This window comes from Thermomonas flagellata, from assembly GCF_022419185.1.
GTDB lineage: Bacteria > Pseudomonadota > Gammaproteobacteria > Xanthomonadales > Xanthomonadaceae > Thermomonas > Thermomonas flagellata.
Genome location: NZ_JAJOZK010000011.1, coordinates 12,517 through 35,455, shown reverse-complemented (window position 1 = coordinate 35,455; position 22,939 = coordinate 12,517). Strand labels below are relative to the sequence as shown.

The following is a 22,939-nucleotide window of genomic DNA, read 5'->3' as shown; positions in this document are numbered from 1 at the left end:
GGTCAGAAGTAGGTGGTGACCGCGGCATCCAGCGCGTCGCGCATGTCCGGATCGTCGGTGATCGGGCGCACCAGCGCCATTCGGCACGCGGCCAGCGCCGGCACGCCCTGCGCGATCAAGCGCCCGGCGTGCACCAGCATGCGGGTCGAGAGTCCTTCGTCCAGGCCATGGCCCTTGAGGTTGCGCGCGCGCTCGCCGATGTGGACCAGGCGCGCGGCGGTGTCGGCATCGACCCCGGCCTCGTGCGCGACGATCTCGGCCTCCACCGCATGCGGCGGGTAGTCGAAGTCGAGCGCGCCGAAGCGCTGCTTGGTCGACTGCTTGAGGTCCTTCATCAGGCTCTGGTAGCCCGGGTTGTAGGAGATCACCAGCTGGAAATCCGGGTGCGCGTGCACCAGTTCGCCCTTCTTCTCCAGCGGCAACTGGCGGCGGGCGTCGGTCAGCGGGTGGATCACCACTGTGGTGTCCTGGCGCGCCTCCACCACCTCGTCGAGGTAGCAGATCGCGCCCAGGCGCGCGGCCAGCGCCAGCGGCCCGTCCTGCCAGCGGGTGCCCTGCGCGTCCAGCAGGAAGCGCCCGACCAGGTCGGAGGCGGTCATGTCCTCGTTGCAGGCGACCGTGACCAGCGGCCGCTGCAGGCGCCAGGCCATGTACTCGACGAACCGGGTCTTGCCGCACCCGGTCGGGCCCTTGAGCATGACCGGCATGCGCACCGCGTAGGCTGCCTCGTACAGCTCGACCTCGTCGGCGACCGCGCGGTAGTACGGCTCCTGGTGCACGCGGTAGGCCTCCAGCGGGTCGCCGGCGACCGCCTGCGCGGCGGCCCGGGCCAGCGCCGCCTGCCGCGGCGAGTAGGTGCGCGAATAGGGATCGGGATACATACGGGCCTCCACGGCCGGGTCAGTCCGGCCACACCCGCGCCGGATGCAGCGCGGTGGACGAATCGGGAATGCCGCCGGCATGCACGCGCGGCGCGGGCTCGGCGCTGGCAGGCGCGCGGCGCTTGCTCGTGCGCGCGCCGCGTGCCGGCGCGGGCGGTGGCGGCGCCGGCGCCGCGGCCGGGTCCGCCTTGGCGCGGCGGAGGCTGGCGGCCAGTTTGTCCTGCACGGTGGTCATAGCTGCAGCTCCTCGAGGATCGCATCGATCTCGGCGGCGGCGGCGCGGCCGCGCGCGCCGAGTTGGTGGACCGCAACGCCCTCCAGCGCCGCGGTGCGGTAGACCGCGCGCCGGCGCACGCCCGCGGCCAGCACCGGCAGCCCGAACTCGGCCAGCGCGCCGTGCATCGCCGCCGACAGCGCGCTGCCCGGCTCCAGCTGGTTCACCACCAGGTGCGCACACAGGCGCGGGTTGTCGCGGCGCGCAGCGGCGATCTCCTGCGGCAGGGTCAGGCTCGACCACAGGTCGACCGGCGAGGGCAGCACCGGCACCAGCGCGAGGTCGGCCGCGCGCAGCGCGGACAATGCCGGTGGCCCCAGCGCGGGCGGGCAGTCCAGCACCAGGTAGGCCTGCCCACGGAAGCGCGCCAGCAGCTGCGCGCGCGTGCACTCACCGTCCAGCGCCGCGACCGTGGCCGGAAACGGGGCGCCGCCGGCGCGCGCCCACTGCCGCGCGGAGGCCTGCGGATCGAGGTCGAGCAGCGCGGTCGGCGCCCGCCGCGCCAGCGCGCCGGCCAGCTGCATGGCCAGGGTGGTCTTGCCGGCGCCGCCCTTCTGGTTGACCACCGCGACCACGCGGGCCATGGCTTCACCCCTGCGCCAGCAGGGCGTCGATCCGGCGCGCGAGCCCGGCATCGGCGGCGCCGGACGCGGTCGCGTCCAGAGTCACGTTGACGTAGCCGCTGCCGAAGTTGATGTTCTGCGGATGCACGCCGGCCTGCGCCGACAAGTCGGCCAAAGCATCCAGGAAGCGCCGCGTCGCCGGGTAGTCCGGGAACGGGAAGCGCCGGAACAGGGTCGGCGGGGTGCCGCGCGCCTGCCAGCCGTCGGGAATGTCGCTCTCGGCCATGGCTGCCTCCCGCCTGCCCGCCTCAGCTGCGCGCCGGCGCCAGTTCGCCGTCGCGGCCGCCGCCGCCCGCGTCCGCCGCGGTCGGCAGGATGCCTTCGACCTCGCCGTGCACGCGCGCGATGATGTGCGCCGCCACCAGCCCGTCGCCGACCCGCTCGCACGCATCCGCGCCCGCACGCACCGCCGCGTTCACCGCGCCGGTCTCGCCGCGCACCAGCACCGTCACGTAGCCGCCGCCGACGAACTGGCGGCCGATCAGCCGCACCTCCGCCGCCTTGCACATCGCGTCCGCCGCCTCGATCGCGGGCACCAGCCCGCGCGTCTCGATCATCCCCAGGGCAATGCCCGTCACGCTCGCCATCTCACGTCTCCCGCCTGTGGTTGGAATTCACGCGGCTCACGCCTGCGGGGCGGTCGGCAGGATGCCTTCCACCTCGCCGTGCACGCGCGCGATGATGTGCGCCGCCACCAGCCCGTCGCCGACCCGCTCGCACGCATCCGCGCCCGCACGCACCGCCGCGTTCACCGCGCCGGTCTCGCCGCGCACCAGCACCGTCACGTAGCCACCGCCGACGAACTGGCGGCCGATCAGCCGCACCTCCGCCGCCTTGCACATCGCGTCCGCCGCCTCGATCGCGGGCACCAGCCCGCGCGTCTCAATCATCCCCAGGGCAATGCCCGTCACGCTCGCCATCTCACGTCTCCCGCCTGTGGTTGGAATTCACGCGGCTCACGCCTGCGGCGCGGTCGGCAGGATGCCTTCCACCTCGCCGTGCACGCGCGCGATGATGTGCGCCGCCACCAGCCCGTCGCCGACCCGCTCGCACGCATCCGCGCCCGCACGCACCGCCGCGTTCACCGCGCCGGTCTCGCCGCGCACCAGTACCGTCACGTAGCCGCCGCCGACGAACTGGCGGCCGATCAGCCGCACCTCCGCCGCCTTGCACATCGCGTCCGCCGCCTCGATCGCGGGCACCAGCCCGCGCGTCTCGATCATCCCCAGGGCAATGCCCGTCCGCTCCGCCATGTCGCACCTCCTCCGCTGCCGTGTGTTCGTTGATTGCCGCGCCCGCAGGTGCCGGCCGCGGCCGGCGCCCGCCCCTGGTTCAGGGCTCCCAGTGGTCGATGATTCCGCAAATGGTCAGATCGGTGTGCACGTCGTAGTCGCCCATCGCATGGCGTGCGGCGGTGCCGACGGTCGCGAACACCCACTTACCCGGCGGCACGCCGACCGGGTCGGTGGCCACCAGCAAGGTGCCGCGCTCGCCCTCGAGCACCCGCAGCGACGCCTGTTTGAGCCCAGGTACGCGCCGGGTGCACACCAGTTCCTCGCGCACACGCAGGATGTCCATCAGCCCTGCCCCTCCGGATCCCAGTTATCAATGATCCCGACGATGGTGAGATCGGACGGGAAATCCTTGGCGCCGGCGGCGTCGCGCGCCGCCGAGGAGCCGACGCAGATCACCCAGTCACCGGGGATGCAGCCGACCGCGTCGACCGCGACCGCGCGCGGGCCGCCGGGACGGTCCTGCACCACCAGCAGCGGGCGATGCCCGAACTGCTCGATGCGGTTGGTCGAGACCAGGGTTTTCTCCACTCGCATGATGCGCATGGCTCAGCCCTCAATGCCTTGCATCCGGCGTCGCATCGTCGACGAACACGCAGCGTTCGGTGTCGAAACGGTCGGACAGCGCCATGCGGCAGACGAGCAGACCCCGCGCCACCAGCGCCGGATACCGGGATTCGATCGCCGCTTTCACCCGTCGGGCGCGCTTGAGCGCACGGTCGCGCGAACCGGGCACGCGCGAGGAGTAATAGAAATGCACCAGGACCGGAACCGGCAGCCCGTGCTGCACGTTCAGGCCGGTGAAAATCCTGATGCCGACGTCGAGATCGGGCGCTCCTTCCTCGACCGTGTCGAGGTGGGCGAAGTAATACTTGTTGCGCATCTGCACGTAGTGCGTAGCTTCGCCGGCGCAGATGAATTCTTCGTCGTGGCCCAGGATCGAGTAGCGCCCTTGATGATGGTGAATCACGAACTCGATCTGCGACAGGTTGGCTTCGGCCAGCGCCAGCACCAGCCGACGCATGCCCGCGCTCATCTGGCCGCGACCCTGGCCCTGGCCCTGCATCGCCTGCACCTCCTCCACGCGCGCGGCGATCAGCTCGCGCGCCTGCACCGCGGGCAACCCCACCGTGTCGCGGTACAGCTCCGCGGTGTCGATGTAACGGTGGGGGTCGACCTCGCCGTCGGCATCCGGCAAGTGGATGCGCAGGGCATCCAGGTCGGTGTCCAGCCCCACCAGCAAGACGGCGGGAGCCATGCCGGCACCATAGGTGCGCTCGATGGCCACGCGCAATTCGCCAAGGCGCTGCTTGGCCGACTCGACCGCCTGCTCGTCGATGCTGGCGTGGAAGGCGCAGCCCTGGTCGTGCGAGCGCGAACTGCTGAAGTGATAGACCGCGATCTTGAGGTAGTTCTGCGACTCGCCGCCGGGTATGCCCCCTGTGAGCCGCTCGAGCTCGCGGTGCGCCCAATCGACCATGTCGGCTTCGACGTCGAACATCGCCCCCGCATAGGCCTTGACGTAAACGTTGCGGCTGGGCGCCATGCGGAACACGAACGGCACCAGGCCTTGCAGCCGACCGTCGGCGCACGGGGTGATGTCGACGGTGTGATAGCCGCAGGCGGCGAGAAAGTCGGGCGTGATCGCCATGCGGTCGAGCCACGGCGCCTGATCGGCGTCGGTGCTGTCGATGCAGGTCTTGAAGCTCTGAAAGATGCAGTGGGTGTGCAGCGCCTTCATGTCCAAGCCCGACACCCAGGCGTCGTCCAGCAGGGTCTGCGGCAGGGTGTAGCCAAGGCGTTGCTGCGCCAACTGCTGCGCCCGCGCGGCGAAATCCGGCTCGTGCTGCAGCGCCGAAATCTGCTTGAGGGTTTCCACGATGCCGCTGAAGCGGGCGCGCAGGCTGCGCTCGTATTCGTACAGCCGGCGGTTGAGCTCGGCGTCGACCAGCGCATGCTCGCAACGCTGCCCGGCCCCGACCACGCAGGCCGGGTTGGCCGGCGCGACCGCCTGCAGCCGTGGCCGCGCCACCGGGGGCGGAGCGGGGTCGCGGCGATGCAGGGCGAGCATGCGCTGGCGGGTGTTCATGGCTTCAGCCCCTGGCCCCGCCGGACAGGGTCACGGTGGCGCCGCGCCGGGTATTGCCGGCCGAGCCGGTGATCGGCGAGTCCGGCACCGGCAGCCGCTCGACCTCGCGGAAGCGGCGCGCGTCGCTGCCGGCGCCGCGCGGCTGGCCGCGCAGGGTGGCATTGCGGGCCAGCGCGGACGTGCCCTCGGTGCCGGTGACCGGGCGCAGCGCGTGCCAGGCATCGCCGGTGATGCGGGCATCCTCGCGCCCGGCGCCGGTCAGCCGGCGCGCGGCCGGCGGGGCGACGGGCGCCGTCGCCGTGACTGGCGCGCGATGGCGGAACTCGGGCGTGCCGGTGATGAGCTCGGCCGCCTTGTTGACCGGGCCGGTGATGCGGTCGACCGCGAACGAGTTGCCGGTGACCTGGGCCTGGCGCGCCTCGCCGGCGCGCCGCGCCGGGCTAGCGATGCTGAAATCGCGCGGCGGCGGCGCGGGCACGGGTTCCGCCGGCGCCTCGCGCAGCGCGCGCGGCTGGAAACCACGATCCGGCGGGCACGCGGCGGCGCCGTTGTCGCGCCCGATGTAGGGCGTGCCGGAGACGGTGACGCAGGCGCCGCGATCGTCGCCGGTCACCGCGTTGCCGCCCGCCCCGGGACGGTCGCCGCTGACCACGCTGGCCGTGATCGTGGTGCGCACCGGCACGCGCGCGGCCTGCGCCTCCAGCGCCGGCGCCGGGCAGAACGCCTCGTACTGGCGGCGCCCGGCATACGGGGTGCCGGTGACCGTGGCGCAACTCCCGCGCACATCCCCGGTGACCTGCGGCGCCCGTCCTGGCATCTGGCCGGTCACCACCGGCCCGCGCAGGGTGGCGTCCACCGCGACCTTGGCGGCGGGCGCCGTCGCCGCCGGACCACCGAGGTCGATGCCACTGGGCGCGCGCTGGGTGCGCGCCAGGGTGCCGGTGACCCGTGCGCCGCCGCCGGGCTCGCCACCGGTGACGCGCTGCCCGCCATGGGTCGCCAGCGTTGCGACCTTGGCCGGCGCGGCGCGCACCGGACAGGCCCCGGCCTCGATTGGATCCAAATACTGGCTGCCGGTGATCGCACGGCAGGCACCGGCTTCGCCGCCGGTCACCTCCGCATCCGGCCCCAGCGCGATGCCGGTGATGCGACCACCGCCGCGCGCGGACATCACGCTGACCTTGCGCGGCGTCGCCGGCGGTGCGCTGCCGCACTGCGCGAACTGCTCTGCCGCCAGGTACTGCGCGCCGGTCACCGCGCGGCACGCGCCCGGTTCATCGCCGGTGACGCGCTCGCTGCGTCCGAGCACGCTGCCGGTGACCGTCTGGCCGGCGGCGGTATGGCTGCGCGCGACCTTGTCGGGCGCACGATCCTGACCGGGATCGGCATAGCGGGTGCCGGTGACCGCACGATCCGCGCCGGCCTCGCCACCGGTCACTTTGCCGGCCTCGCCCAGGCGCAGGCCGGTCAGGCGCGCGGCCGGCGCGCCCGACGCACGCGTCGGCAGCAGGCCGGCCCGCACGGATGCGGCAGTGACCGTGGCCACCGCGGGCGTCGTGCGCGATGCCGGTGCAGCTGCGATCGCGGCCGCCGGCTGCGGACGTGGCCGCCCGCTCGGACGGCTCGCGCCGGAGGCGACTACGCTGCGCCCACCCAGGGCAAGCGCACGCCGCCGCTGCATCGCCAACTGGCGGCCGGCGGCGGCCGCCGGGTGCGGCATGCCGGCCACCACTGCGGCAGGTGCCGCGTCCGGTCGCACTGGTGCCGACGCAGGCGCTGTGGTCGCCGCGCCGCTGCTGCGTCCCGCGAGGGCGGCCTTGCCCGCCTGCGCGAGCGCCTGCCGGCGCGCCTGCGCCAGTGCCCGCCCGGCCATCGGCGCGCTGCCGGCCAGCCCATGCGCGGCGCGCGGGGTGGATGCGGCGCAGCCGGGGTCGCGGCCGCCGCAACCGCAGTCGGCCTTGCCCTCGGCCGCGGCGACCGGCGGCGCGGGAACGCGCGGCGAGGTCGCAGTCGACGCGGTGCGCACGGCGCTGCCGCCGCGACCGTGGCGGGCCAGCGCCTGGCGGCGCTGCAGGGCCAGGTCACGCCCGGACAGGGTCACGTGGGTGGCGGTTTCGACGGACGGGGTCATGGCGATCCTCGCGGGGCGATCAGGCGCAGGCGTCGCGACGCGGGCGCATCAGCGATAGACGACGAAGGCGGTCCCCTGGCTCTGCGCGTAGTTGTCGTAGGCGACGAAGCGCACCAGATGCTCGGGGAACTCACGCCGACAGGCCTCCAACTCGGCGAGCACGGCGTCCACCGACTGCTCGCCGAACATCGGCAGCTTCCACATGTACCAGAAGCTCACCTTCGCCGGCGTGCCGCGCTCGGTGTGCTCCACCGCCGGGTTCCAGCCCTGGGCGATGGCATAGGCGATCTGCCGGCGCACCTGCTCGGGCGTCATCTGCGGCAGGTAGGAGAAAGTCTCGTAACGGAGGGTCTGCTTGTAGGCTTGCACGGCCATGGCGGCGGCTCCCGGATGTCGGCGTGGCGGGGTCAGCGGTGGGCGATGTCGAGCTTGTCCACGGTGTCGAACTCGAACTTGATCTCCTTCCACGTCTCCATGGCGATCTTCAGTTCGGGCGAATGCGCGGCCGCGGCGGTGAGGATCTCCTTGCCCTCCTTCTCCAACTGGCGGCCCTCGTTGCGCGCCTGCACGCAGGCTTCCAGCGCGACGCGGTTGGCGTGCGCGCCGGCGGCGTTGCCCCACGGGTGGCCGAGCGTGCCGCCACCGAACTGCAGCACCGAGTCGTCGCCGAAGATGGTGACGAGCGCGGGCATGTGCCACACGTGGATGCCGCCGGACGCGACGGCGAAGGCGCCGGGCATCGAGCCCCAGTCCTGGTCGAAGAAGATGCCGCGGCTGCGGTCCTCGGGGACGTAGCTCTCGCGCAGCAGGTCGATCCAGCCGAGGGTGGCGGCGCGGTCGCCCTCGAGCTTGCCCACCACGGTGCCGGTGTGCAGATGGTCGCCGCCGGACAGGCGCAGGATCTTGGTCAGCACCCGGAAGTGGATGCCGTGGTGGGGGTTGCGGTCGAGCACCGCGTGCATCGCCCGGTGGATGTGCAGCAGCATGCCGTTGTCGCGGCACCAGTTGGCCAGCCCGGTGTTGGCGCAGAACCCGCCGGTGATGTAGTCGTGCATGATGATCGGCGCGCCGATCTCCTTGGCATATTCGGCGCGCTTGTACATCTCCTCCGGGGTCGGCGCGGTCACGTTGAGGTAGTGGCCCTTGCGTTCGCCGGTCTCGGCCTCGGCCTTCTGGATCGCCTCCATCACGAAGTCGAAGCGCGCGCGCCAGCGCATGAACGGCTGGCTGTTGACGTTCTCATCGTCCTTGGTGAAGTCCAGGCCGCCGCGCAGGCACTCGTACACCGCGCGCCCATAGTTCTTGGCCGACAGCCCGAGCTTGGGCTTGATCGTGCAGCCCAGCAGCGGGCGGCCGTACTTGTTGAGGATGTCGCGCTCGACCTGGATGCCCTGCGGCGGGCCGCCGCAGGTCTTCACGTAGGCCAGCGGGAAGCGCACGTCCTCCAGGCGCAGCGCGCGGATGGCCTTGAAGCCGAACACGTTGCCCACCAGCGAGGTGAACACGTTGACCACCGAGCCTTCCTCGAACAGGTCGATCGGGTAGGCGATGAAGGCGTAGAAGCAGGTGTCGTCGCCGGGCACGTCCTCGATGCGATAGGCGCGGCCCTTGTAGTAATCGAGGTCGGTCAACAGGTCGGTCCACACCGTGGTCCAGGTGCCGGTGGAGGACTCGGCGGCCACGGCCGCGGCGGCTTCCTCGCGATCCACACCCGGCTGCGGGGTGATCTTGAAGCAGGCCAGCAGATCGCTGTCCAGCGGAGTGTAGTCCGGCATCCAGTAGGTCTGGCGGTATTCCTTGACCCCGGCCTGGTAGGTCTTGACTGCCATACGGTTCGCTCCTCGGCGTGCTGTTGTTCTCCGCGACCGGCCCGCCCGATCGCCGCTCCCCTGCCCCTGCCGGCCTGCGCCGGCACCCTCCAGTGGCGGCATGGCGGTCTGCGCGTTCGGGGCCGTGGCGAGACCCTACGCCGCGTTTTTCATAATTGACAATTGTGATTCCTGATGGTCAGGATAACCCTGGGTTATCCAATGCCCCGCCCGGGAGGCATATGCACCTCACCCTGCGCCAGCTCCAGGTGTTCGAAGCCACTGTCCGCCTTGGCGGCTACACCCGCGCCGCGGAGGTGCTGCACATGACCCAGCCGGCGGTGTCGATGCACATTCGCCTGCTCGAAGAGCAGGCGGGCGTGCCGCTGATCGACCGGGTCGGCAAGAAGATGCACCTGACCGACGCCGGCCACGCGCTGTACCGCCACGCGCAGGGCGTGCTGGCGCGGGTGCGCGAGGCCGAGGGCGAGCTGGAGGATCTGCGCGGGCTGCGCCGCGGCCAGCTCAACATCACCATCGCCAGCACCGCCAACTACTTCGCACCGCGTCTGCTGGCCGCATTCCGGCGGCGCTACCCGGACATCCGGATCGACCTCGACGTCTCCAACCGCGAGCGCATCCTCGAACTGCTGGAGACCAGCGACAAGGACCTGGCGATCATGGGCCAGCCGCCGGCCAGCGCGGATCTGGTCGCGCACCCGTTCCTCGACAACCCGCTGGTGGTGATCGCCGCACCCAGCCATCCGCTCGCGGGCCAGACCGCGATCGGGCTGGAGCGGCTGGCGCAGGAGGCGTTCATCAGCCGCGAACCCGGCTCCGGCACCCGCATGGCGGCCGAGCGCTTCTTCGAGGCGGCCGGGCTGTGCCTGACCGTGGACATGCAGATGAGCAGCAACGAGGCGATCAAGCAGGCGGTCGAGGCCGGGCTCGGGTTCGGGGTGATCTCGGCGCACACCCTTGAGCTGGAGCTGGCGCTCGGCCGGCTGGTGGTGCTCGACGTCCAGGGCTTCCCGATCCGCCGCCAGTGGTACGTGGCGCACCGCACCGGCAAGCGCTTCTCGACCGTGGCCGACGCCTTCCTGCGCTTCGTGCTGGAGGAAGCGCGCGGCCTGCTCGGCACGCCGCCGCTCAGCGCCCGAACTTCTCCGGCCGCATCACCTGGATGTCGGACACGAACACCACCCCGGAATGCTCGGCGAAGAACGCCGCGAAGCCCTCCAGCAGCGGATCCACCAAGTCCTCGGGCACCGCGGCGAGCACCATCACCAGCACGTCGTCCTCGTTGAACATCAGCTGCCCGGCGTGGAAGCCGGTGCTGCCCTTGCCGGACAGGTTGTGCAGGATGGTGTAGCCCTTGACCCCGGCGCGCTCGATCAGGTCGGTGGCAAAGCCGAGATGGGCGCCGTCGAGGATGATCTCGAGCTTCTTCAGCGAACGCATCTTTTGGGTGGTCATGCCGCGCTGTTCTCCTGGGCGGATGCGGGAGGCGGCGCCGGCAGCTCGCGCCAATCGCCGTCCTCGTACAGGTGGTGGGTGGCGGTCTGCGGATCCAGCACCAGCATGCGGATCCAGCCGTTGTGGACCAGGCGCTTGACCGCGACCACCGCATCGATCGCCGCCCGCGCATGCGCCAGCGGCGCCTCGATCACGGCGATCAAGCGCACCGGTTCGTGGTAGGCGCGGCCGCCCTGCAGCACGGTCTGCGCGGGCAGCCCGGTGCGCAGGTCGGACAGGTTGCCGGTCATCACCGCGAAGCGCCCGGCGACGTTGTGGTAGACCTTGCTGCCGCTGCCCCAGCGGGCGTTGTCCACGCTCGAGAAGTAGTACTCCATGTTGATCCAATGGCCGACGATCAGCGGCCCGGACAGGATCGTCTCCAGCAACCGGCGCTTGGGGTCCAGCCGCCAATCGTAGGAGTGCAGGAAGGCGCGCCCGTGCAGGCTGGCCGCGGCGGTGGCGTCGCGCCGCGCGATCACGAACCAGGCGTTCCCGGCCAGGCCCCACTCCGGGCGCACCTGCGACCAGTCGGCGGCCTGCCGCTGCGCCTGGCGCGCGGCGGCCGCCGGACCCGGCGCGGCCGCCACGCCGAGCGCCGGCAGCCGCTCGGCCGCGCACAGTCCGGAGGCCGCGGCCAGGCCCTCGCGCAGGCGGTCCAGGTAGAGCAGGTGCGAGGCGGGCAGCAGTTCGAGGTCGTGCAGGTGGATCTCGTCGGTGGTGGTGTCGTGCAGGGCCGGCATGAACCAGGTGTCGTCCGGGATCGCGATGCCCTGCGCGCGCAGGCGCGCGCGCACGTCCGGGCGATTGGCCATCTGCGCCAGCACGCGCGCGCTCACCAGCCCGTGGCTGCCGCCGCAGGCGCCGCAGTCGAGCGCAGATTCGTAGGGGTTGTTCTGCGAGCTGCTGCCGTGCCCGACCACCAGCACGAAGCGCGAGAAGCCCTCGACCAGGCCGATCGAGCGCAGGGCCTGGGCGACGTAGCCGGCCTGCTGCTCGAGGGTGAAGCCGATCCGCGCCAGGTGCTCGCGGTGGCGCGCCGCCGCCTCGCGGCTGATGCCGTGGCGGGTGCGCAGCGCGTGCACGAAGGCCTCGATCCGCTCCGGCGGCAGCTGCGTGCGCGCGCGCAGCACCGGCAGTTCCGCCTGGTGGCCCAGGGCGGCCTCGCGCAGCTCGCGGATCGCCGCGTCGGTCACGTCCGCCACCGACAGCCCCAGTTCCAGGCGCACAGCCTTGGCGATCACTGCGCGCTGCAGGGCGCGCACGATCGAGTCGGCCTGCTCCTCGCTCAGGCGATCCAGCAGCAGGCGGGTCGGGGCCGGGTCGGCCTGTTCCAGGCGCCGCCGCCAGCGCAGGTAGCGCACCGGGGCCAGGGTCTTGCCGACCAGGTCCAGGCCGAACAGCATGCCGACCGCCTCCACCGTCACGAACGGGGAGAACACCGATTCCTTCAGTTCGTGCAGCGCCTTGCTGAGGGTGCTCAGCGCGGCCTCCTCGGTCGCGTCCGCCAGCGACAGCTCCGGCACCAGGTTCTTGGGCGTGAGCAGGACCGGGCACAGGTGCTGCTCGCTGCCCTTGCCCAGCGGCATGTAGCTCACCGGCACCCCGAAGAAGCCGGCGATGCCGAAGGTCTGGTAGTCGCCGACCCGCTCGAGGTGGCGGCGGATGCGCTCGGAGCGCACGTCGATGCAGAACATCGCCTGCGCGAACGGGCGCTTGCTGCGCGGAGCCGGCACCTGCGCGCGCACGTGGCCCAGCAGTTCATGGATGCGCGCATCCTCGCGCGCCTGCAGCCACAGCATCGGCTCGTCGCGCTCGAAGCGCGCGATCGCCTGCAGCAGCGCGTGCCGCTGCGCGGGCGCCAGCGCCTCCAGGGCCTGCGCCGCGCCCGCCTGCCGGGCCAGCGCACGCAGGCCGGCGATGGCCTCGGTCGCCGCATCGGTGCGCGCGGCCAGCCAGGCCGCGCGGTACAGCCGCGCGATCCGCGTCTGGTCGCCGCGCGCCAACGCGTCGTCGGCTGCATGCAGCAGCGCCGGCGGCAGGCGGCCGGACTGCCGCATCTGGCGCAGGGCCATCTCCTGCGGGCGTGCCGCGATCGCCGCCGCCAGCGCCGGCAGGCTGGCCGGCAGGCGCGCATGCCGCGCACGCTCCTGCACCAGCGCCGCAGCGAGCGCCAGGCGCAGCGCGAGGTATTCGACCAGGTCGGCGGGATAGCGTTGCTGCCAGTGGTAGTGGTGCGCGCCCTGGCGCCAGCGGATGAAGCCGGCCCAGCCGTACAGCCGCGCCAGTTCATGGGTGATGCAGGCCTGCCACTGTGCCTCCGGCACCCCCCAATCGCGCAGGATGCGCACGATCAGCGCCTCCGGCGTCTGCGCCAACTCCAGCACCTCACGGATCGGCATCCGGCGCAGGCGGAAGCGCAGGTTGCGCCGCGCCAGTTGGCGCCAAGCGTGGAACAGGCCGTGCTCGCGCTCCGGCATCGCCCATACCGACTGGCCCTCGTCGAAGAAATCGAGGCAGCTCTTGACCACCAGTTCGTCGAGCTCCTCGCCGATCGCGCCGGGATAGAGCGCATCCAGCACCGCGTAGGGCGCGCGCCCGTCGAGCAGATCCGCCTGCAGCCGGGTGGTCGGGTCCGGCGGCTCCGCCGCGTGCACGGGTTGCCCCGCAAACGCCGCGGCCAGCGCCTCCGCATCCGGCGGCTCCACCCCCGCCGTCAACGGCTGCGGCCGGGTGCTCGCCAGGGCCCAGCACCAGGCCGGCCAGTCGATCCCAGGCAACTGCGGATCGCAGGCGGCGGCCTGGCGGGCGATGCGCGCGCGCAGCAGCGCGGCGTCCAGCCGGCCCGCGCTGAGCGCGCGCTGGCCGTCCTCGCGGGAAGGAAAGCCGCGCCCGCCGAACAGCGCCTCGCCGGCCGCCACCGCTTGCGCGAACGGCAGGTGGTCGAAGCCATGCAGCGGGTTGCGCGAGATAAAGGCGCGCATCGGCCAGAACAGCGGAATCTTCAGGCCCGCCACGTAGACCTGGGCGCGGATGCGCAGGGCCTCGGCCAGCGCCAGCATCAGCCGGCCCCTCCCAGCAGGTACACCCCCAGCAGCGCGCAGGCGACGACCAAGAGTGCATACACCAGCACCGCCGGGCGCGCCAGGTCGCGTTGCGGCGCCCGCGGCGGCGGCCCGACCAGCAGGCCCTGCAGCAGCCGCAGCCCGGCCCAGCTCCACAGCAGGGCGATCAGCAACAGCGCCAGCGCCATGCCCGGCGCGACATGGCGCACCACTTCCAGCAGCACCGCGAACGGTGCCGCCGGCGGCACCGCGACCGCGCACAGCACCACGAGCGCCAGTACCCCGGCCAGCCGCGGGGCCCCGGTGCCGAGCCCACCAGGCACATCCGCATGGGCGGCACCATGGCGCCGCACCAGATGCTGCGCGGCCCACGCCAACAGTACCAGCGGCAGGCTCAGTGCCAGCGCCTGCAGCCGCAATTGCACCGGTTCGGCGGCCGGCAGCAGCCACAGCAGCGCCCACAGCGTCACTGCGAGCTGCGCGGTCCAGATGCCGAGTTCGCGCACGCTCAGCAGGCGCAGCGCATACAGCCCGGCGCTGGCCAGCGCCCACCCACCCAGCCAGCCGCCGGCCGCGGACGGCGCCGGCAGCACGGAGAGCCCCACCTGCGGCCAGACCAGTAGCAGCAGGCTGCGTGCCAGCGGGTGCGGCAGGCGCCGGTACAGCACGGTGAATACCATCGACAGCGGGAACAACGGCAGGAACAGCGCGGCGGCAAGGATCGCGTTCATGCCCAGCGCAGCCACAGGTTGAGCCGCTGCGACAGCGCCAGCAGCATGCGGGCCAGCGCGGTCTGCACGTCGGCGACGTAGAACTCGCGCGAGATGAGCGCATAGAACGCCAGCCACAGCGGACCGGGAGCGCGCCTGCGGCCTTCGAACGCCTCGCGCTCTGCGCGGTACAGGCGGAACCAGCCGACCACGATCGCCACCGCGATCACCACCACCATCAGGTCGAACCAGAACAGGTCGATGCCGGCGGCCTCGTAGATCCGCGCGCGGAACTGCGGGTCGGGGTACAGGTAGACCGCCAACAGATGGCTGACCAGGGTGTAGCCGAACACGATCAGGATGAACGAGGCCAGCACCAGCACCATGTTGCGCCACGGCGACTCGCCGCCAAGGTGCTGGTGGGTTGCGAACATCAACTGCGCGCCGGCCAGCCAGGCGAAGATCAGCAGCACGACCGCGCCCTGCTCCTCGGTGAAACCCGGCGCCACCAGCCAGTGCGCGGCGGCCAGGATCGCCAGCGGCAGCACCAGGCTGACCAGCGCCAGCGGCAGCCACGGCGCCATCCCGCGCCCGGGGCGGCGCTCGACCGCGAATGCGTACAGCGGGTTGGGCGGAACCCCGTCGTGGCGGCGCGCCTCGCCGATCACGCCACCGGCGCCGAGGAACAGGGTGCCCTTGAACAGCCCGTGCGCGACCAGATGGTAGATCGCCAGCGCGAACGCGCCGACCCCGACTTCCATCACCATGAACCCCATCTGGCCCATGGTCGAATAGCCCAGCGATTTCTTGATGTCGTTCTGGGTCAGCATCAGCACCGAGCCGACCACCGCGGTCACCAGCCCGACCACGAACGACCAGTGCAGCACCTCACCGGTATGCACCAGCAGCGGCGCGAAGCGGTTGAACAGGAAGCCGCCGGCATTGACGATGCCGGCGTGCATCAGCGCCGAGACCGGGGTCGGCCCGTGCATCGTGTACGGCAGCCAGGTGTGCAGCAGGAACTGCGCCGAGCGCGCGAACGCGGACACCGCCACCAGGACCGCCACCGCGTCCAGCAGCGGCAGGCCGAACACGCGCGCGGCCGGCGGCGGCCCGGCCTGCAGCGCCGCGAACACCGCGTGCAGCGACCAACTGCCGTAGGCGCGCCACAGCAGCACCGCGGCGAGGATCAGCGCCACGTCGCCGAGGCGGTAGGTGAGGAAGGTCCAGCCCGCGTAGCGGTGCGCCGGGCGGCTGCCGAGGTCCTGCCCGAGCAACCAGTACAGCAGCACGCCGACCAGGTACCAGCCGACCACCAGCAGCAGCAGGTGGTCGGCCAGCACCACCAGGAGCAGGACCGCGATCATCGCGTCCAGCAGCACGTAGTGGCGGCGGTAGCCGGGCTCCTCGGCCATGTAGCGGCGGGAGTACAGCCGCACCACCTGGCCGATGCCGGCGATCAGCAGCGCCATCAGCGCCGCCAGCGGATCCAGCCGCAAGCCCGCCAGGGCCGCCTGGCCGCCGCGCAGGGTCCAGCCGAACAGCAGCAGGGTCAGCGCCAGCGCGATCCAGCCGACCGCGATCGAGACCACCGCCGCGCGCGCGCCGCGCGCCGGCGCCAGGCACTGCACGGCCAAGGCCGCCAGCACCGGCAGCAGTGGCAACAGCAAGAGCAGTCCCGCCTCCATTGTGTCGGAATCCCCGCTGGCCGATCCGCGTTGCACGCAGTTGCAGGCAGGGTACCGGCCTGCATCCATAAGTCAAAAAATGATGGCTTATCGCGCGAATAATTCTCGCTTATTCAGCAGGCGGACGAAAACCCGCCCCGCGCTCCGAGGCCGCGCCGTTGCCGGCGCGGCGACGTGCGGATGGCGCCTGTCATGCGCCGCCGAAAGTTCAAGCGGCGTCACGGGGCGCACCGGCGTTCGTCGACACGACGGCACCCCCTTCGTGCCAGCGTCAGATGGCCGCGTGCGCATGCAAGCCGCGGCGGCGCGCACGCCGCCGCGGAGCCTGCCACGCGGTATCAGCCGCGCAGCGGCAGGATGCGGATCTCGACCCGGCGGTTCATCGCCCGCCCCTGCTCGGTGTCGTTGCTGGCGATCGGGTAACGCTTGCCCATCCCGACCACCTCCATGCGCTCGCGCTGCACGCCCTGCGCGGCCAGGTAGTCGGCCACCGCCTGCGCGCGGCGCTCGGACAGCGTCTGGTTGTACGCGTCCGAACCGATGCTGTCGGTGTGGCCGCTGATCTCGATGATGGTCTGGTTGTACTGGCGCAGGGTGCCGGCGATGTTGTTGAGCGCCGGGTAGAACTGCGGCTGCAGGTTGGCCTGGTTGAAGCCGAAGGTCACCCCGTCCGGCAGGTTGAGCTTGATCACGTCGCCCTCGCGGCTGACCGCGACCCCGGTGCCGGCGGTCTCGCGCCGCAGTTCGGCCTCCTGGCGGTCCTGGTAGGCGCCGATCGCGCCGCCGGCGAGCGCGCCGATGCCGGCGCCGACCATCGCACGCTGGCGCCGCTGCACCGCGCTGTCGCCGCTGAGCAGGCCGACCGCCGCGCCGATGCCGGCGCCGATCAGGGCACCGCGCGCGGTCCGGTTGGGATCGTCGGGGGCGTTGGTCTGCCCGGTGTAGCTGGCGCAGCCGGCAGTGAAGGCGGCGAGCACGGCGGCGAGCACGGCGGTCTTGATCGGCGGCATGGGAGCGACTCCTGAGGGATGACCCGGGCACCCGGGCGGTGGTGGGACTCTAGGCAGCGACCGGTGGCACCGGCGTGAACGCGGCGGCAGCCGCAGCCTCCGCCGGTGGCGGCGCAGGCACGGGGAGCAGCGCGGCGGCCGCGGCGGCATCCAGCGGCTGCCGCCAGTCGGCCATCAGCGCGAGGTACAGCAGGGTCTCGAATTCGGCGGCGAAACGGCGCGCCACCGCGTCCGGGTCGGGCACCAGGCGCGCGTCCGCGACCAGCCCGAAGTGCACCTGGCCGCGGTAGCTGAGGATCGACAGGCCCAGCCCGATGCCGCCGGTCTGCGGCACCCAGAACATCAGCTCGCGCAGTTCGCAGCCGGCCAGGTACAGCGGCTGCTGCGGGCCGGGCACGTTGGTGGCGACCGCGCTGGCCTTGCGGCTGAACAGCTCCAGCGCCAGCTCCTGCACCGGCGGCGGCGCCATCCCGAGCGCCGCCAGCAGGCCGTAGGCGACGATCGCCTGGCGCGACTGCTTGAGCGCGCGCATGCACGCGGCGACCTGCTGCAGCCGTTGCAGGGGGTTGGGCTCGCCGACCGGCAGGTCGAGGAACACCAGCCCGAAATGGTTGCCGAGCTTCCTGGCGTGTTCGAGCGGACGCAGGTTGACCGGCACCGTGGCGCGCAGGGTGAGGCCGTCCACCGCCTCGCCGCGCTCGCGCAGGTAGCCGCGCAGGGCGCCGGCCGCGGCCGCCATCAGCACGTCGTTGACGGTGCAGTCGCAGGCGCGCCCGACCGCCTTGACCTCCTCCAGCCGCAGCGGCTCGGCCCAGGCCACTCGCTTGCTGACCCCGAGCGGCCCGCGCAGCAGGGTCGGCGGATCATCCGGCAGCGCCAGCGCATGCACCAACTCGCGCGCGATCTCGCCGCCCTCGCGCGCCAGCAGCGCGGCCAGGCCCGGGTCCTGCACCATCGCCATGCCCTGCCCGAGCATGCGCCCGCCCAGGCGCAGGTAGCGATCGACCGCGCCGACCCGGCGCGCCACCGGCGCGGCTTCCTGCTTGAGCCAGGCGCGGTCGAGGCGGCTGGCGGCCGAGGCCGCGCGGCTGGTGTCGGTCAGCGACAGCAGCACCTGCACCAGCGCGATGCCGTCGGCATAGCAGTGGTGGATGCGCGCCACCAGCGCGGAGCCGCCGCGGTAGCGCTCGACCAGGTGGAATTGCCACAGCGGCTTGCCCGGATCCAGCGGGGTCGAGGCGAGCTGGCTGACGAAGCGCTCCAGCGCTTTCTTCTCCGCGGCCGGGGTGGCGCGCCCGGGCAGCCCGGACAGGCGCACGTGCCAGTCGAGGTCGAATGTGGGATCGTCCACCCACTGCGCGCCGGTCGCGCCCTCCACCGGCTTCTGCCGGAACCGGCGGTAGGCCAGGAAGCGCTGGCGCACCACCCGCTTGAGCCGCGCCAGCGACATCGGCTCGGCGAACATCAGCACGCCGGTGATCATCATCGGGTTGGTCGGCCGCTCCATCCGCAGCCAGGCGGTATCCACCCGCGACATCGGCTCGCGCCGGGCGCCGGCGGGCGCCGGCCTGGCTCGCTTGCGGCGCGGCTGCTGGGTAGCCATCGCGTCCTCCCCGGGTACGCCGCGAGTGAAGCATGCGGCGCGCGCGGCGGTCAACGCGGCCGCGGCCCGCGCTCAGCCCGCGCCGAGGTAGCTGCGCGGGATGCGCTCGTTGAGGCCGGTCAGGATTTCGTAGGGGATGGTGCCGGCCTGCGCGGCCAGTTCCTCCACCGTGATCGCCTGCGTGCCCTGGCGGCCGATCAGCACCACTTCGTCCTCGTTGTAGGCGGTGCCGTCCGGCCCGAGGTCGACCATGAACTGGTCCATGCAGATGCGCCCCACGACCGGCCGGCGCACCCCGCGCACCAGCACCTGGCCGCGATTGGACAGCGCGCGCGGATAGCCGTCGCCGTAGCCGAGCGGGACCGTGATCACCCGGGTGTCGGTCGGCGCGGTCCAGGTCGCACCGTAGCTCACACTGCGGCCGGCGCGCACGACCTTGAAATAGACCACGCGCGAGCGCAATGACAGCGCCGGGCGCAGCGCCGGATCCATGCGCGCCGCCGGATCCGGGGACACGCCGTACAGGATCAGTCCCGGGCGCACCAGGTCCAGCCAGGTCTGCGGGAAGTGCAGCACGCCGCCGGAGTTGGCCAGGTGCCGCAGCGGCATCGGCGCGCCCAGCCGTGGGAAGTGTGCGCACGCCTCCGCGAACCGCTCCAGCTGCAGCGCGGTCATGCCCGCCGCCGGGTCGTCGGCGCAGGCCAGGTGCGAGTAGATGCCGACGATCTCGCACCAGGGGGAGGCCAGCGCGGCCTCGATGAAGGGGCCGCACGAATAGCTGTGCACGCCGATCCGCTCCATCCCGGTGTCGATCTTGAGGTGGATGCGCGCGCGGCGCCCGAGCGCCTCGGCCGCCGCCTCGACCTGGCGCAGCTTGTCCAGCGAGGACACCGTGATCTCGAGGTCGTGGCGCAGGTACTGCCCGACCTGCGGTGCGTAGATCCCGCCCAGCACCAGGATCGGTAGCGTGATCCCGGCGCGGCGCAGGGCGATGCCCTCCTCCACGAACGCCACCCCGAGCCGCTCCACCCCGTGCGCCTGCAGCTGGCGCGCGACCGGAACCAGCCCGTGGCCATAGGCATTGGCCTTGACGATCGCCATCACCGGGCGCTGCACGCGCGCGCGGATCGCCTGCAGGTTGCCGGCGATCGCGTCCAGGTCGACCACGATCCGGCTCGGGCGCTCGATCAGCGGGTCGCTCATGCCGCCCTGCCCCCTGCCCGCCGCGCGCGCGCCCGGCCCGGCTCACTCGAAGCGGCCCACGGCGTCGTGGGCGAGGTTGTCGAAGCGGGTGTACTCGCCGAAGAACTTGAGCTTGAAGCTGCCGGTCGGGCCGTTGCGCTGCTTGCCGATGATGATCTCGGCCAGGCCTTTGTCCGGCGAGTTCTCCTTGTGGTAGTACTCGTCGCGGTAGATGAACACGATCATGTCCGCGTCCTGCTCGATCGCGCCGGACTCGCGCAGGTCGGCCATCACCGGGCGCTTGTCGGTGCGCGTCTCCAGCGAGCGGTTGAGCTGCGACAGCGCGATCACCGGCACGTTCAGCTCCTTGGCCAGCGCCTTCAGCGAGCGGCTGATCTCGGAGATCTCGGTGGCGCGGTTCTCGCTGTTGCCGGGCACCTGCATCAGCTGCAGGTAGTCGATCACGATCAGGCCGAGGTCGTGCTCGCGCTTGAGCCGGCGCGCCTTGGCGCGCAGCACCTCGGGCGAGAGCGCCGGGGTGTCGTCGATGAACACCTTGGCGTCGCGCATCAGCGCGATCGCGCTGTTGACCCGGCTCCAGTCCTCGTCCTCGAGCTGGCCGGTGCGCAGGCGCGCGGCGTTGATCCGCCCGACCGAGGAGATCAGGCGCAGCGCGAGCTGGCCGGCGGACATCTCCATCGAGAACACCGCCACCGCCTTGCGCGACTTGAGCGCGGCGTACTCGGCGATGTTGAGGGCGAAGGTGGTCTTGCCCATCGACGGGCGCGCGGCCAGGATGATGAGGTCGGTCGGCTGCAGGCCGGCGGTCATCTGGTCGAACTCGGCATAGCCGGTCGGCAGCCCGGTCACCCCGCCGCCCGCCTCGGCGCGGGTCTGCAGCACTTCGAACGCGTCGCGCAGCGCCTGCCGCACCGGGGTGAAGTCCTGGCGACCGCGCGCGCGGCTCTCGGCGATCGCGAACACGTCCTGCTCGGCCTTGGCCAGCAACTCGCCGGAATCGCGCCCCTCCGGCTGGAAGCCGTCGTTCACGATCTGGGTGCCGACCTCGATCAGCTCGCGCATCACTGCCTTGTCGCGCACGATCTCGGCATAGGCGCGGATGTTGGCAGCGCTCGGCGTGCTGCTGGCCAGCATCACCAGGTAACTGCCGCCGGCGACCTGCTCCGCCAAACCCTGCGAATCGAACCACTCGCCCAGAGTCACCGCATCGAACGGGCGCCCCTTCTCCGCCAGCTCGCGGATCGCGCGGAAGATCAGCTGGTGGTCGCGGCGGTAGAAGTCGCGCTCGCCGAGCAGGTCGGCCACGCGGTCGAACGCGTTCGGGTCGAGCATCAGCCCGCCCAGCACCGCCTGCTCGGCCTCGATCGACTGCGGCGGGATGCGCAGGGTGTCGATCCGCTGTTCGGCGCGGGCGGCGTGTCCTGCCTCCGCGCGCAGGCCTGCTCGTACGTTCATCCGTGACCGGCTCCCCGGGTGGGCCCGTCGTGGCGGGCCGCTCGTCGTTCTCGTTGGGCGGACATGGTAGGCGGCATCGGCACGTGGGTGTTGCAGACAAGCCGTGGGACATCCTGTGGATAAGCCCGAGGGGTGCACGGGACGCACCCTGCTGCGCGGTGCTGCTGGCCTGCACTGGGTTCCCTTCGCGCCCGGACAGCCTGCCGCAGCCGCGTCGCAGCGGCTGCGACGCACGCGCGACGCGCCAAAAACGCGACGGGCGCCCGCAGGCGCCCGTCGGTGATGGCCAATGCGGTGGGATCAGGCCGCCTCGGCGACCACCACCACCTTGACCTTGGCCTCGACGTCGGCGTGCAGGTGCACGGTGACCTCGAATTCGCCGGTGTGGCGGATCGGACCCTCGCCCATCACCACCTCCGACTTGTTGACGGCCACCCCGAGCTGCTTGCCGATCGCCTCGGCGATCTCGCGCGGGCCGACCGAACCGTACAGCTTGCCTTCGGTCGAGGCGTTCGCGCTGACGGTGACGCTGGCGTCGACCAGCTTGGCCTGGCGCGCGCTGGCGGCGTCCAGCGCGGCCTGCGCCTTGGCCTCGTACTCGGCGCGGCGGGCCTCGAACTCGGCCAGGTTGGCGGCGGTGGCCGGCACCGCCTTGCCCTGCGGGACCAGGTAGTTGCGGCCGTAGCCGGGCTTGACGGTGACCTTGTCGCCGAGGTTGCCCAGGTTGACGACCTTCTGCAGGAGGATCAGTTCCATGGTGGGACTCCGTTGTTCGTTAGCAGGCGTGGCCTGCAACCGGTGCTGTCCGAAACGGACGGATGCCGGGCGCATGCGGCGCCGGCGCCCGCGCAGGCGGGGCCGGACGCGGCGCGGCTCACACGTTGTGGTTGTCGGTGTACGGGATCAGGGCCAGGTAGCGCGCGCGCTTGACCGCGGTCGCCAGCTGGCGCTGGTAGCGCGACTTGGTGCCGGTGATCCGGCTCGGCACGATCTTGCCGGTCTCGGTCAGGTACTGGCGCAGGGTGGCCAGGTCCTTGTAGTCGATCTCGGTCACGCCCTCGGCGGTGAACTTGCAGAACTTGCGGCGGCGGAAGAACTTGGACATGGCAGGCTCCTTCAGGCGGCTTCGGCGGCGTCGGTATCGGCGCTGCCGACGGCGGTGTCGCTCTCGTCGTCGCGGCGGCGGCGCTCGGGCTTGTCGCCCTTCTCGTCCTTGTTCTTCATGATCAGCGACTGCTCGGTGACCGCCTCGTCGCGGCGGATCACCAGGTGACGCAGGACCGCGTCGTTGAAGCGGAAGCCATCCACCAGCTCGTCGAGCACCGCCTGCGGGGCCTCGATGTTCATGAGCACGTAGTGGGCCTTGACCAGGTTCTGGATCGGGTAGGCCAGCTGGCGGCGGCCCCAGTCCTCCAGGCGGTGGACCTTGCCGCCGCCGTTCTCGATCGCGCCCTTGTAGCGCTCGATCATGGCCGGGACCTGCTCGCTCTGGTCCGGATGGACCAGGAACACGATTTCGTAGTGACGCATGGGATTGTCCTCGTGGATGCCGGGCGGCGGGATGCCGGCCGGTCAGCCCTCGGCCACCGCGG

At 72.1% G+C, this 22,939-nt stretch carries 24 protein-coding genes and 1 pseudogene; 1 reads left to right on the top strand and 24 read right to left on the bottom strand.

Annotated elements, in window-relative coordinates; all coding sequences use genetic code 11:
• Positions 1 to 2 precede the first annotated feature (2 nt).
• From ML340_RS10565 to ML340_RS10505, 13 genes are all read right to left on the bottom strand, one after another.
• Entirely contained in the window at positions 3 to 881 is an 879-nt protein-coding gene (locus tag ML340_RS10565; protein WP_240099431.1) for a CbbQ/NirQ/NorQ/GpvN family protein, read from the bottom strand.
• Between the two features lie 19 nt (positions 882 to 900).
• Positions 901 to 1,116, bottom strand: a complete 216-nt coding sequence (locus ML340_RS10560; protein WP_240099429.1) for a hypothetical protein — start codon at positions 1,114 to 1,116, stop codon at positions 901 to 903.
• Positions 1,113 to 1,739, bottom strand: a complete 627-nt coding sequence (locus ML340_RS10555) for an AAA family ATPase (RefSeq protein WP_240099427.1) — start codon at positions 1,737 to 1,739, stop codon at positions 1,113 to 1,115. Before ML340_RS10555 ends, ML340_RS10560 begins: the two co-directional genes overlap by 4 nt.
• 4 nt (positions 1,740 to 1,743) lie before the next feature.
• Positions 1,744 to 2,004, bottom strand: a complete 261-nt coding sequence (locus tag ML340_RS10550) for a 4a-hydroxytetrahydrobiopterin dehydratase (protein WP_240099426.1) — start codon at positions 2,002 to 2,004, stop codon at positions 1,744 to 1,746.
• Positions 2,005 to 2,026: 22 nt separating this feature from the next.
• Positions 2,027 to 2,365 (bottom strand): alpha-carboxysome major shell protein CsoS1, encoded by a 339-nt coding sequence (gene csoS1, locus ML340_RS10545; RefSeq protein WP_240099424.1) that lies wholly within the window; start codon positions 2,363 to 2,365, stop codon positions 2,027 to 2,029.
• A gap of 36 nt (positions 2,366 to 2,401) precedes the next feature.
• A complete protein-coding gene (csoS1, locus tag ML340_RS10540; protein WP_240099422.1) occupies positions 2,402 to 2,698 on the bottom strand; it encodes an alpha-carboxysome major shell protein CsoS1 in 297 nt (98 codons plus the stop codon).
• Positions 2,699 to 2,734: 36 nt separating this feature from the next.
• Positions 2,735 to 3,031 (bottom strand): alpha-carboxysome major shell protein CsoS1, encoded by a 297-nt coding sequence (gene csoS1, locus ML340_RS10535; RefSeq protein ID WP_240099420.1) that lies wholly within the window; start codon positions 3,029 to 3,031, stop codon positions 2,735 to 2,737.
• Positions 3,032 to 3,110: 79 nt separating this feature from the next.
• Positions 3,111 to 3,356, bottom strand: coding sequence for a carboxysome peptide B (locus tag ML340_RS10530; protein ID WP_240099418.1), 246 nt, complete (start codon positions 3,354 to 3,356; stop codon positions 3,111 to 3,113).
• Positions 3,356 to 3,616, bottom strand: a complete 261-nt coding sequence (csoS4, locus tag ML340_RS10525) for an alpha-carboxysome shell vertex protein CsoS4 (RefSeq protein ID WP_240099416.1) — start codon at positions 3,614 to 3,616, stop codon at positions 3,356 to 3,358. Before csoS4 ends, ML340_RS10530 begins: the two co-directional genes overlap by 1 nt.
• Before the next feature lie 10 nt (positions 3,617 to 3,626).
• The gene (locus ML340_RS10520; protein WP_240099414.1) at positions 3,627 to 5,159 is read right to left on the bottom strand and encodes a carboxysome shell carbonic anhydrase; all 1,533 of its coding nucleotides are present in this window, start codon (positions 5,157 to 5,159) and stop codon (positions 3,627 to 3,629) included.
• Between the two features lie 4 nt (positions 5,160 to 5,163).
• Positions 5,164 to 7,290 carry a CsoS2 family carboxysome shell protein gene (locus tag ML340_RS10515; protein ID WP_240099412.1) on the bottom strand — a complete coding sequence of 709 codons (2,127 nt, stop codon included), beginning with the start codon at positions 7,288 to 7,290 and terminating at the stop codon, positions 5,164 to 5,166.
• A gap of 48 nt (positions 7,291 to 7,338) precedes the next feature.
• On the bottom strand, positions 7,339 to 7,665 hold the full coding sequence (locus tag ML340_RS10510) for a ribulose bisphosphate carboxylase small subunit (RefSeq protein WP_240099410.1): 327 nt from the start codon (positions 7,663 to 7,665) through the stop codon (positions 7,339 to 7,341).
• A 32-nt stretch (positions 7,666 to 7,697) separates the two neighbouring features.
• Positions 7,698 to 9,119, bottom strand: a complete 1,422-nt coding sequence (locus tag ML340_RS10505) for a form I ribulose bisphosphate carboxylase large subunit (protein ID WP_240099409.1) — start codon at positions 9,117 to 9,119, stop codon at positions 7,698 to 7,700.
• A gap of 221 nt (positions 9,120 to 9,340) precedes the next feature.
• Between ML340_RS10505 and ML340_RS10500 the strand changes: the two are divergent.
• Positions 9,341 to 10,210: pseudogene (locus ML340_RS10500) on the top strand (LysR family transcriptional regulator); the annotation flags it as partial.
• A gap of 37 nt (positions 10,211 to 10,247) precedes the next feature.
• On the opposite strand, the gene ML340_RS12010 reads toward ML340_RS10500, so the two are convergent.
• The 11 genes from ML340_RS12010 to rpsF form a co-directional block, all read right to left on the bottom strand.
• Positions 10,248 to 10,574, bottom strand: a complete 327-nt coding sequence (locus ML340_RS12010; RefSeq protein ID WP_425608314.1) for a P-II family nitrogen regulator — start codon at positions 10,572 to 10,574, stop codon at positions 10,248 to 10,250.
• A complete protein-coding gene (locus tag ML340_RS10495) occupies positions 10,571 to 13,675 on the bottom strand; it encodes a DUF2309 domain-containing protein (protein ID WP_240099405.1) in 3,105 nt (1,034 codons plus the stop codon). The genes ML340_RS12010 and ML340_RS10495 overlap by 4 nt, the downstream gene beginning before the upstream one ends.
• Positions 13,675 to 14,409: a hypothetical protein gene (locus ML340_RS10490; protein ID WP_240099403.1), complete on the bottom strand. Its 735-nt coding sequence runs from the start codon at positions 14,407 to 14,409 to the stop codon at positions 13,675 to 13,677. The genes ML340_RS10495 and ML340_RS10490 overlap by 1 nt, the downstream gene beginning before the upstream one ends.
• On the bottom strand, positions 14,406 to 16,076 hold the full coding sequence (locus ML340_RS10485) for a proton-conducting transporter transmembrane domain-containing protein (RefSeq protein WP_240099401.1): 1,671 nt from the start codon (positions 16,074 to 16,076) through the stop codon (positions 14,406 to 14,408). Before ML340_RS10485 ends, ML340_RS10490 begins: the two co-directional genes overlap by 4 nt.
• 338 nt (positions 16,077 to 16,414) lie before the next feature.
• Positions 16,415 to 17,086 (bottom strand): YiaD family glycine zipper/OmpA-like lipoprotein, encoded by a 672-nt coding sequence (locus ML340_RS10480; RefSeq protein WP_240099399.1) that lies wholly within the window; start codon positions 17,084 to 17,086, stop codon positions 16,415 to 16,417.
• Between the two features lie 49 nt (positions 17,087 to 17,135).
• Positions 17,136 to 18,689, bottom strand: coding sequence for a WS/DGAT/MGAT family O-acyltransferase (locus ML340_RS10475; protein ID WP_240099397.1), 1,554 nt, complete (start codon positions 18,687 to 18,689; stop codon positions 17,136 to 17,138).
• Positions 18,690 to 18,761: 72 nt separating this feature from the next.
• The gene (alr, locus tag ML340_RS10470) at positions 18,762 to 19,892 is read right to left on the bottom strand and encodes an alanine racemase (protein ID WP_240099396.1); all 1,131 of its coding nucleotides are present in this window, start codon (positions 19,890 to 19,892) and stop codon (positions 18,762 to 18,764) included.
• Between the two features lie 42 nt (positions 19,893 to 19,934).
• Positions 19,935 to 21,347 carry a replicative DNA helicase gene (locus ML340_RS10465; RefSeq protein WP_240099395.1) on the bottom strand — a complete coding sequence of 471 codons (1,413 nt, stop codon included), beginning with the start codon at positions 21,345 to 21,347 and terminating at the stop codon, positions 19,935 to 19,937.
• 300 nt (positions 21,348 to 21,647) lie between these two features.
• Positions 21,648 to 22,103 (bottom strand): 50S ribosomal protein L9, encoded by a 456-nt coding sequence (gene rplI, locus ML340_RS10460; RefSeq protein WP_240099394.1) that lies wholly within the window; start codon positions 22,101 to 22,103, stop codon positions 21,648 to 21,650.
• Between the two features lie 118 nt (positions 22,104 to 22,221).
• Entirely contained in the window at positions 22,222 to 22,452 is a 231-nt protein-coding gene (rpsR, locus tag ML340_RS10455) for a 30S ribosomal protein S18 (RefSeq protein WP_240099392.1), read from the bottom strand.
• A gap of 11 nt (positions 22,453 to 22,463) precedes the next feature.
• Entirely contained in the window at positions 22,464 to 22,877 is a 414-nt protein-coding gene (gene rpsF, locus ML340_RS10450) for a 30S ribosomal protein S6 (protein WP_240099390.1), read from the bottom strand.
• Positions 22,878 to 22,939: the final 62 nt, after the last annotated feature.

What these genes read in the sequence shown, in the direction of transcription:
- ML340_RS10565 (WP_240099431.1), bottom strand. Translation starts at nt 881, where the DNA reads ATGTATCCCGATCCCTATTCGCGCACCTACTCGCCGCGGCAGGCGGCG.
- ML340_RS10560 (WP_240099429.1), bottom strand. Translation starts at nt 1,116, where the DNA reads ATGACCACCGTGCAGGACAAACTGGCCGCCAGCCTCCGCCGCGCCAAG.
- ML340_RS10555 (WP_240099427.1), bottom strand. Translation starts at nt 1,739, where the DNA reads ATGGCCCGCGTGGTCGCGGTGGTCAACCAGAAGGGCGGCGCCGGCAAG.
- ML340_RS10550 (WP_240099426.1), bottom strand. Translation starts at nt 2,004, where the DNA reads ATGGCCGAGAGCGACATTCCCGACGGCTGGCAGGCGCGCGGCACCCCG.
- csoS1 (WP_240099424.1), bottom strand. Translation starts at nt 2,365, where the DNA reads ATGGCGAGCGTGACGGGCATTGCCCTGGGGATGATCGAGACGCGCGGG.
- csoS1 (WP_240099422.1), bottom strand. Translation starts at nt 2,698, where the DNA reads ATGGCGAGCGTGACGGGCATTGCCCTGGGGATGATTGAGACGCGCGGG.
- csoS1 (WP_240099420.1), bottom strand. Translation starts at nt 3,031, where the DNA reads ATGGCGGAGCGGACGGGCATTGCCCTGGGGATGATCGAGACGCGCGGG.
- ML340_RS10530 (WP_240099418.1), bottom strand. Translation starts at nt 3,356, where the DNA reads ATGGACATCCTGCGTGTGCGCGAGGAACTGGTGTGCACCCGGCGCGTA.
- csoS4 (WP_240099416.1), bottom strand. Translation starts at nt 3,616, where the DNA reads ATGCGCATCATGCGAGTGGAGAAAACCCTGGTCTCGACCAACCGCATC.
- ML340_RS10520 (WP_240099414.1), bottom strand. Translation starts at nt 5,159, where the DNA reads ATGAACACCCGCCAGCGCATGCTCGCCCTGCATCGCCGCGACCCCGCT.
- ML340_RS10515 (WP_240099412.1), bottom strand. Translation starts at nt 7,290, where the DNA reads ATGACCCCGTCCGTCGAAACCGCCACCCACGTGACCCTGTCCGGGCGT.
- ML340_RS10510 (WP_240099410.1), bottom strand. Translation starts at nt 7,665, where the DNA reads ATGGCCGTGCAAGCCTACAAGCAGACCCTCCGTTACGAGACTTTCTCC.
- ML340_RS10505 (WP_240099409.1), bottom strand. Translation starts at nt 9,119, where the DNA reads ATGGCAGTCAAGACCTACCAGGCCGGGGTCAAGGAATACCGCCAGACC.
- ML340_RS12010 (WP_425608314.1), bottom strand. Translation starts at nt 10,574, where the DNA reads ATGACCACCCAAAAGATGCGTTCGCTGAAGAAGCTCGAGATCATCCTC.
- ML340_RS10495 (WP_240099405.1), bottom strand. Translation starts at nt 13,675, where the DNA reads ATGCTGGCGCTGGCCGAGGCCCTGCGCATCCGCGCCCAGGTCTACGTG.
- ML340_RS10490 (WP_240099403.1), bottom strand. Translation starts at nt 14,409, where the DNA reads ATGAACGCGATCCTTGCCGCCGCGCTGTTCCTGCCGTTGTTCCCGCTG.
- ML340_RS10485 (WP_240099401.1), bottom strand. Translation starts at nt 16,076, where the DNA reads ATGGAGGCGGGACTGCTCTTGCTGTTGCCACTGCTGCCGGTGCTGGCG.
- ML340_RS10480 (WP_240099399.1), bottom strand. Translation starts at nt 17,086, where the DNA reads ATGCCGCCGATCAAGACCGCCGTGCTCGCCGCCGTGCTCGCCGCCTTC.
- ML340_RS10475 (WP_240099397.1), bottom strand. Translation starts at nt 18,689, where the DNA reads ATGGCTACCCAGCAGCCGCGCCGCAAGCGAGCCAGGCCGGCGCCCGCC.
- alr (WP_240099396.1), bottom strand. Translation starts at nt 19,892, where the DNA reads ATGAGCGACCCGCTGATCGAGCGCCCGAGCCGGATCGTGGTCGACCTG.
- ML340_RS10465 (WP_240099395.1), bottom strand. Translation starts at nt 21,347, where the DNA reads ATGAACGTACGAGCAGGCCTGCGCGCGGAGGCAGGACACGCCGCCCGC.
- rplI (WP_240099394.1), bottom strand. Translation starts at nt 22,103, where the DNA reads ATGGAACTGATCCTCCTGCAGAAGGTCGTCAACCTGGGCAACCTCGGC.
- rpsR (WP_240099392.1), bottom strand. Translation starts at nt 22,452, where the DNA reads ATGTCCAAGTTCTTCCGCCGCCGCAAGTTCTGCAAGTTCACCGCCGAG.
- rpsF (WP_240099390.1), bottom strand. Translation starts at nt 22,877, where the DNA reads ATGCGTCACTACGAAATCGTGTTCCTGGTCCATCCGGACCAGAGCGAG.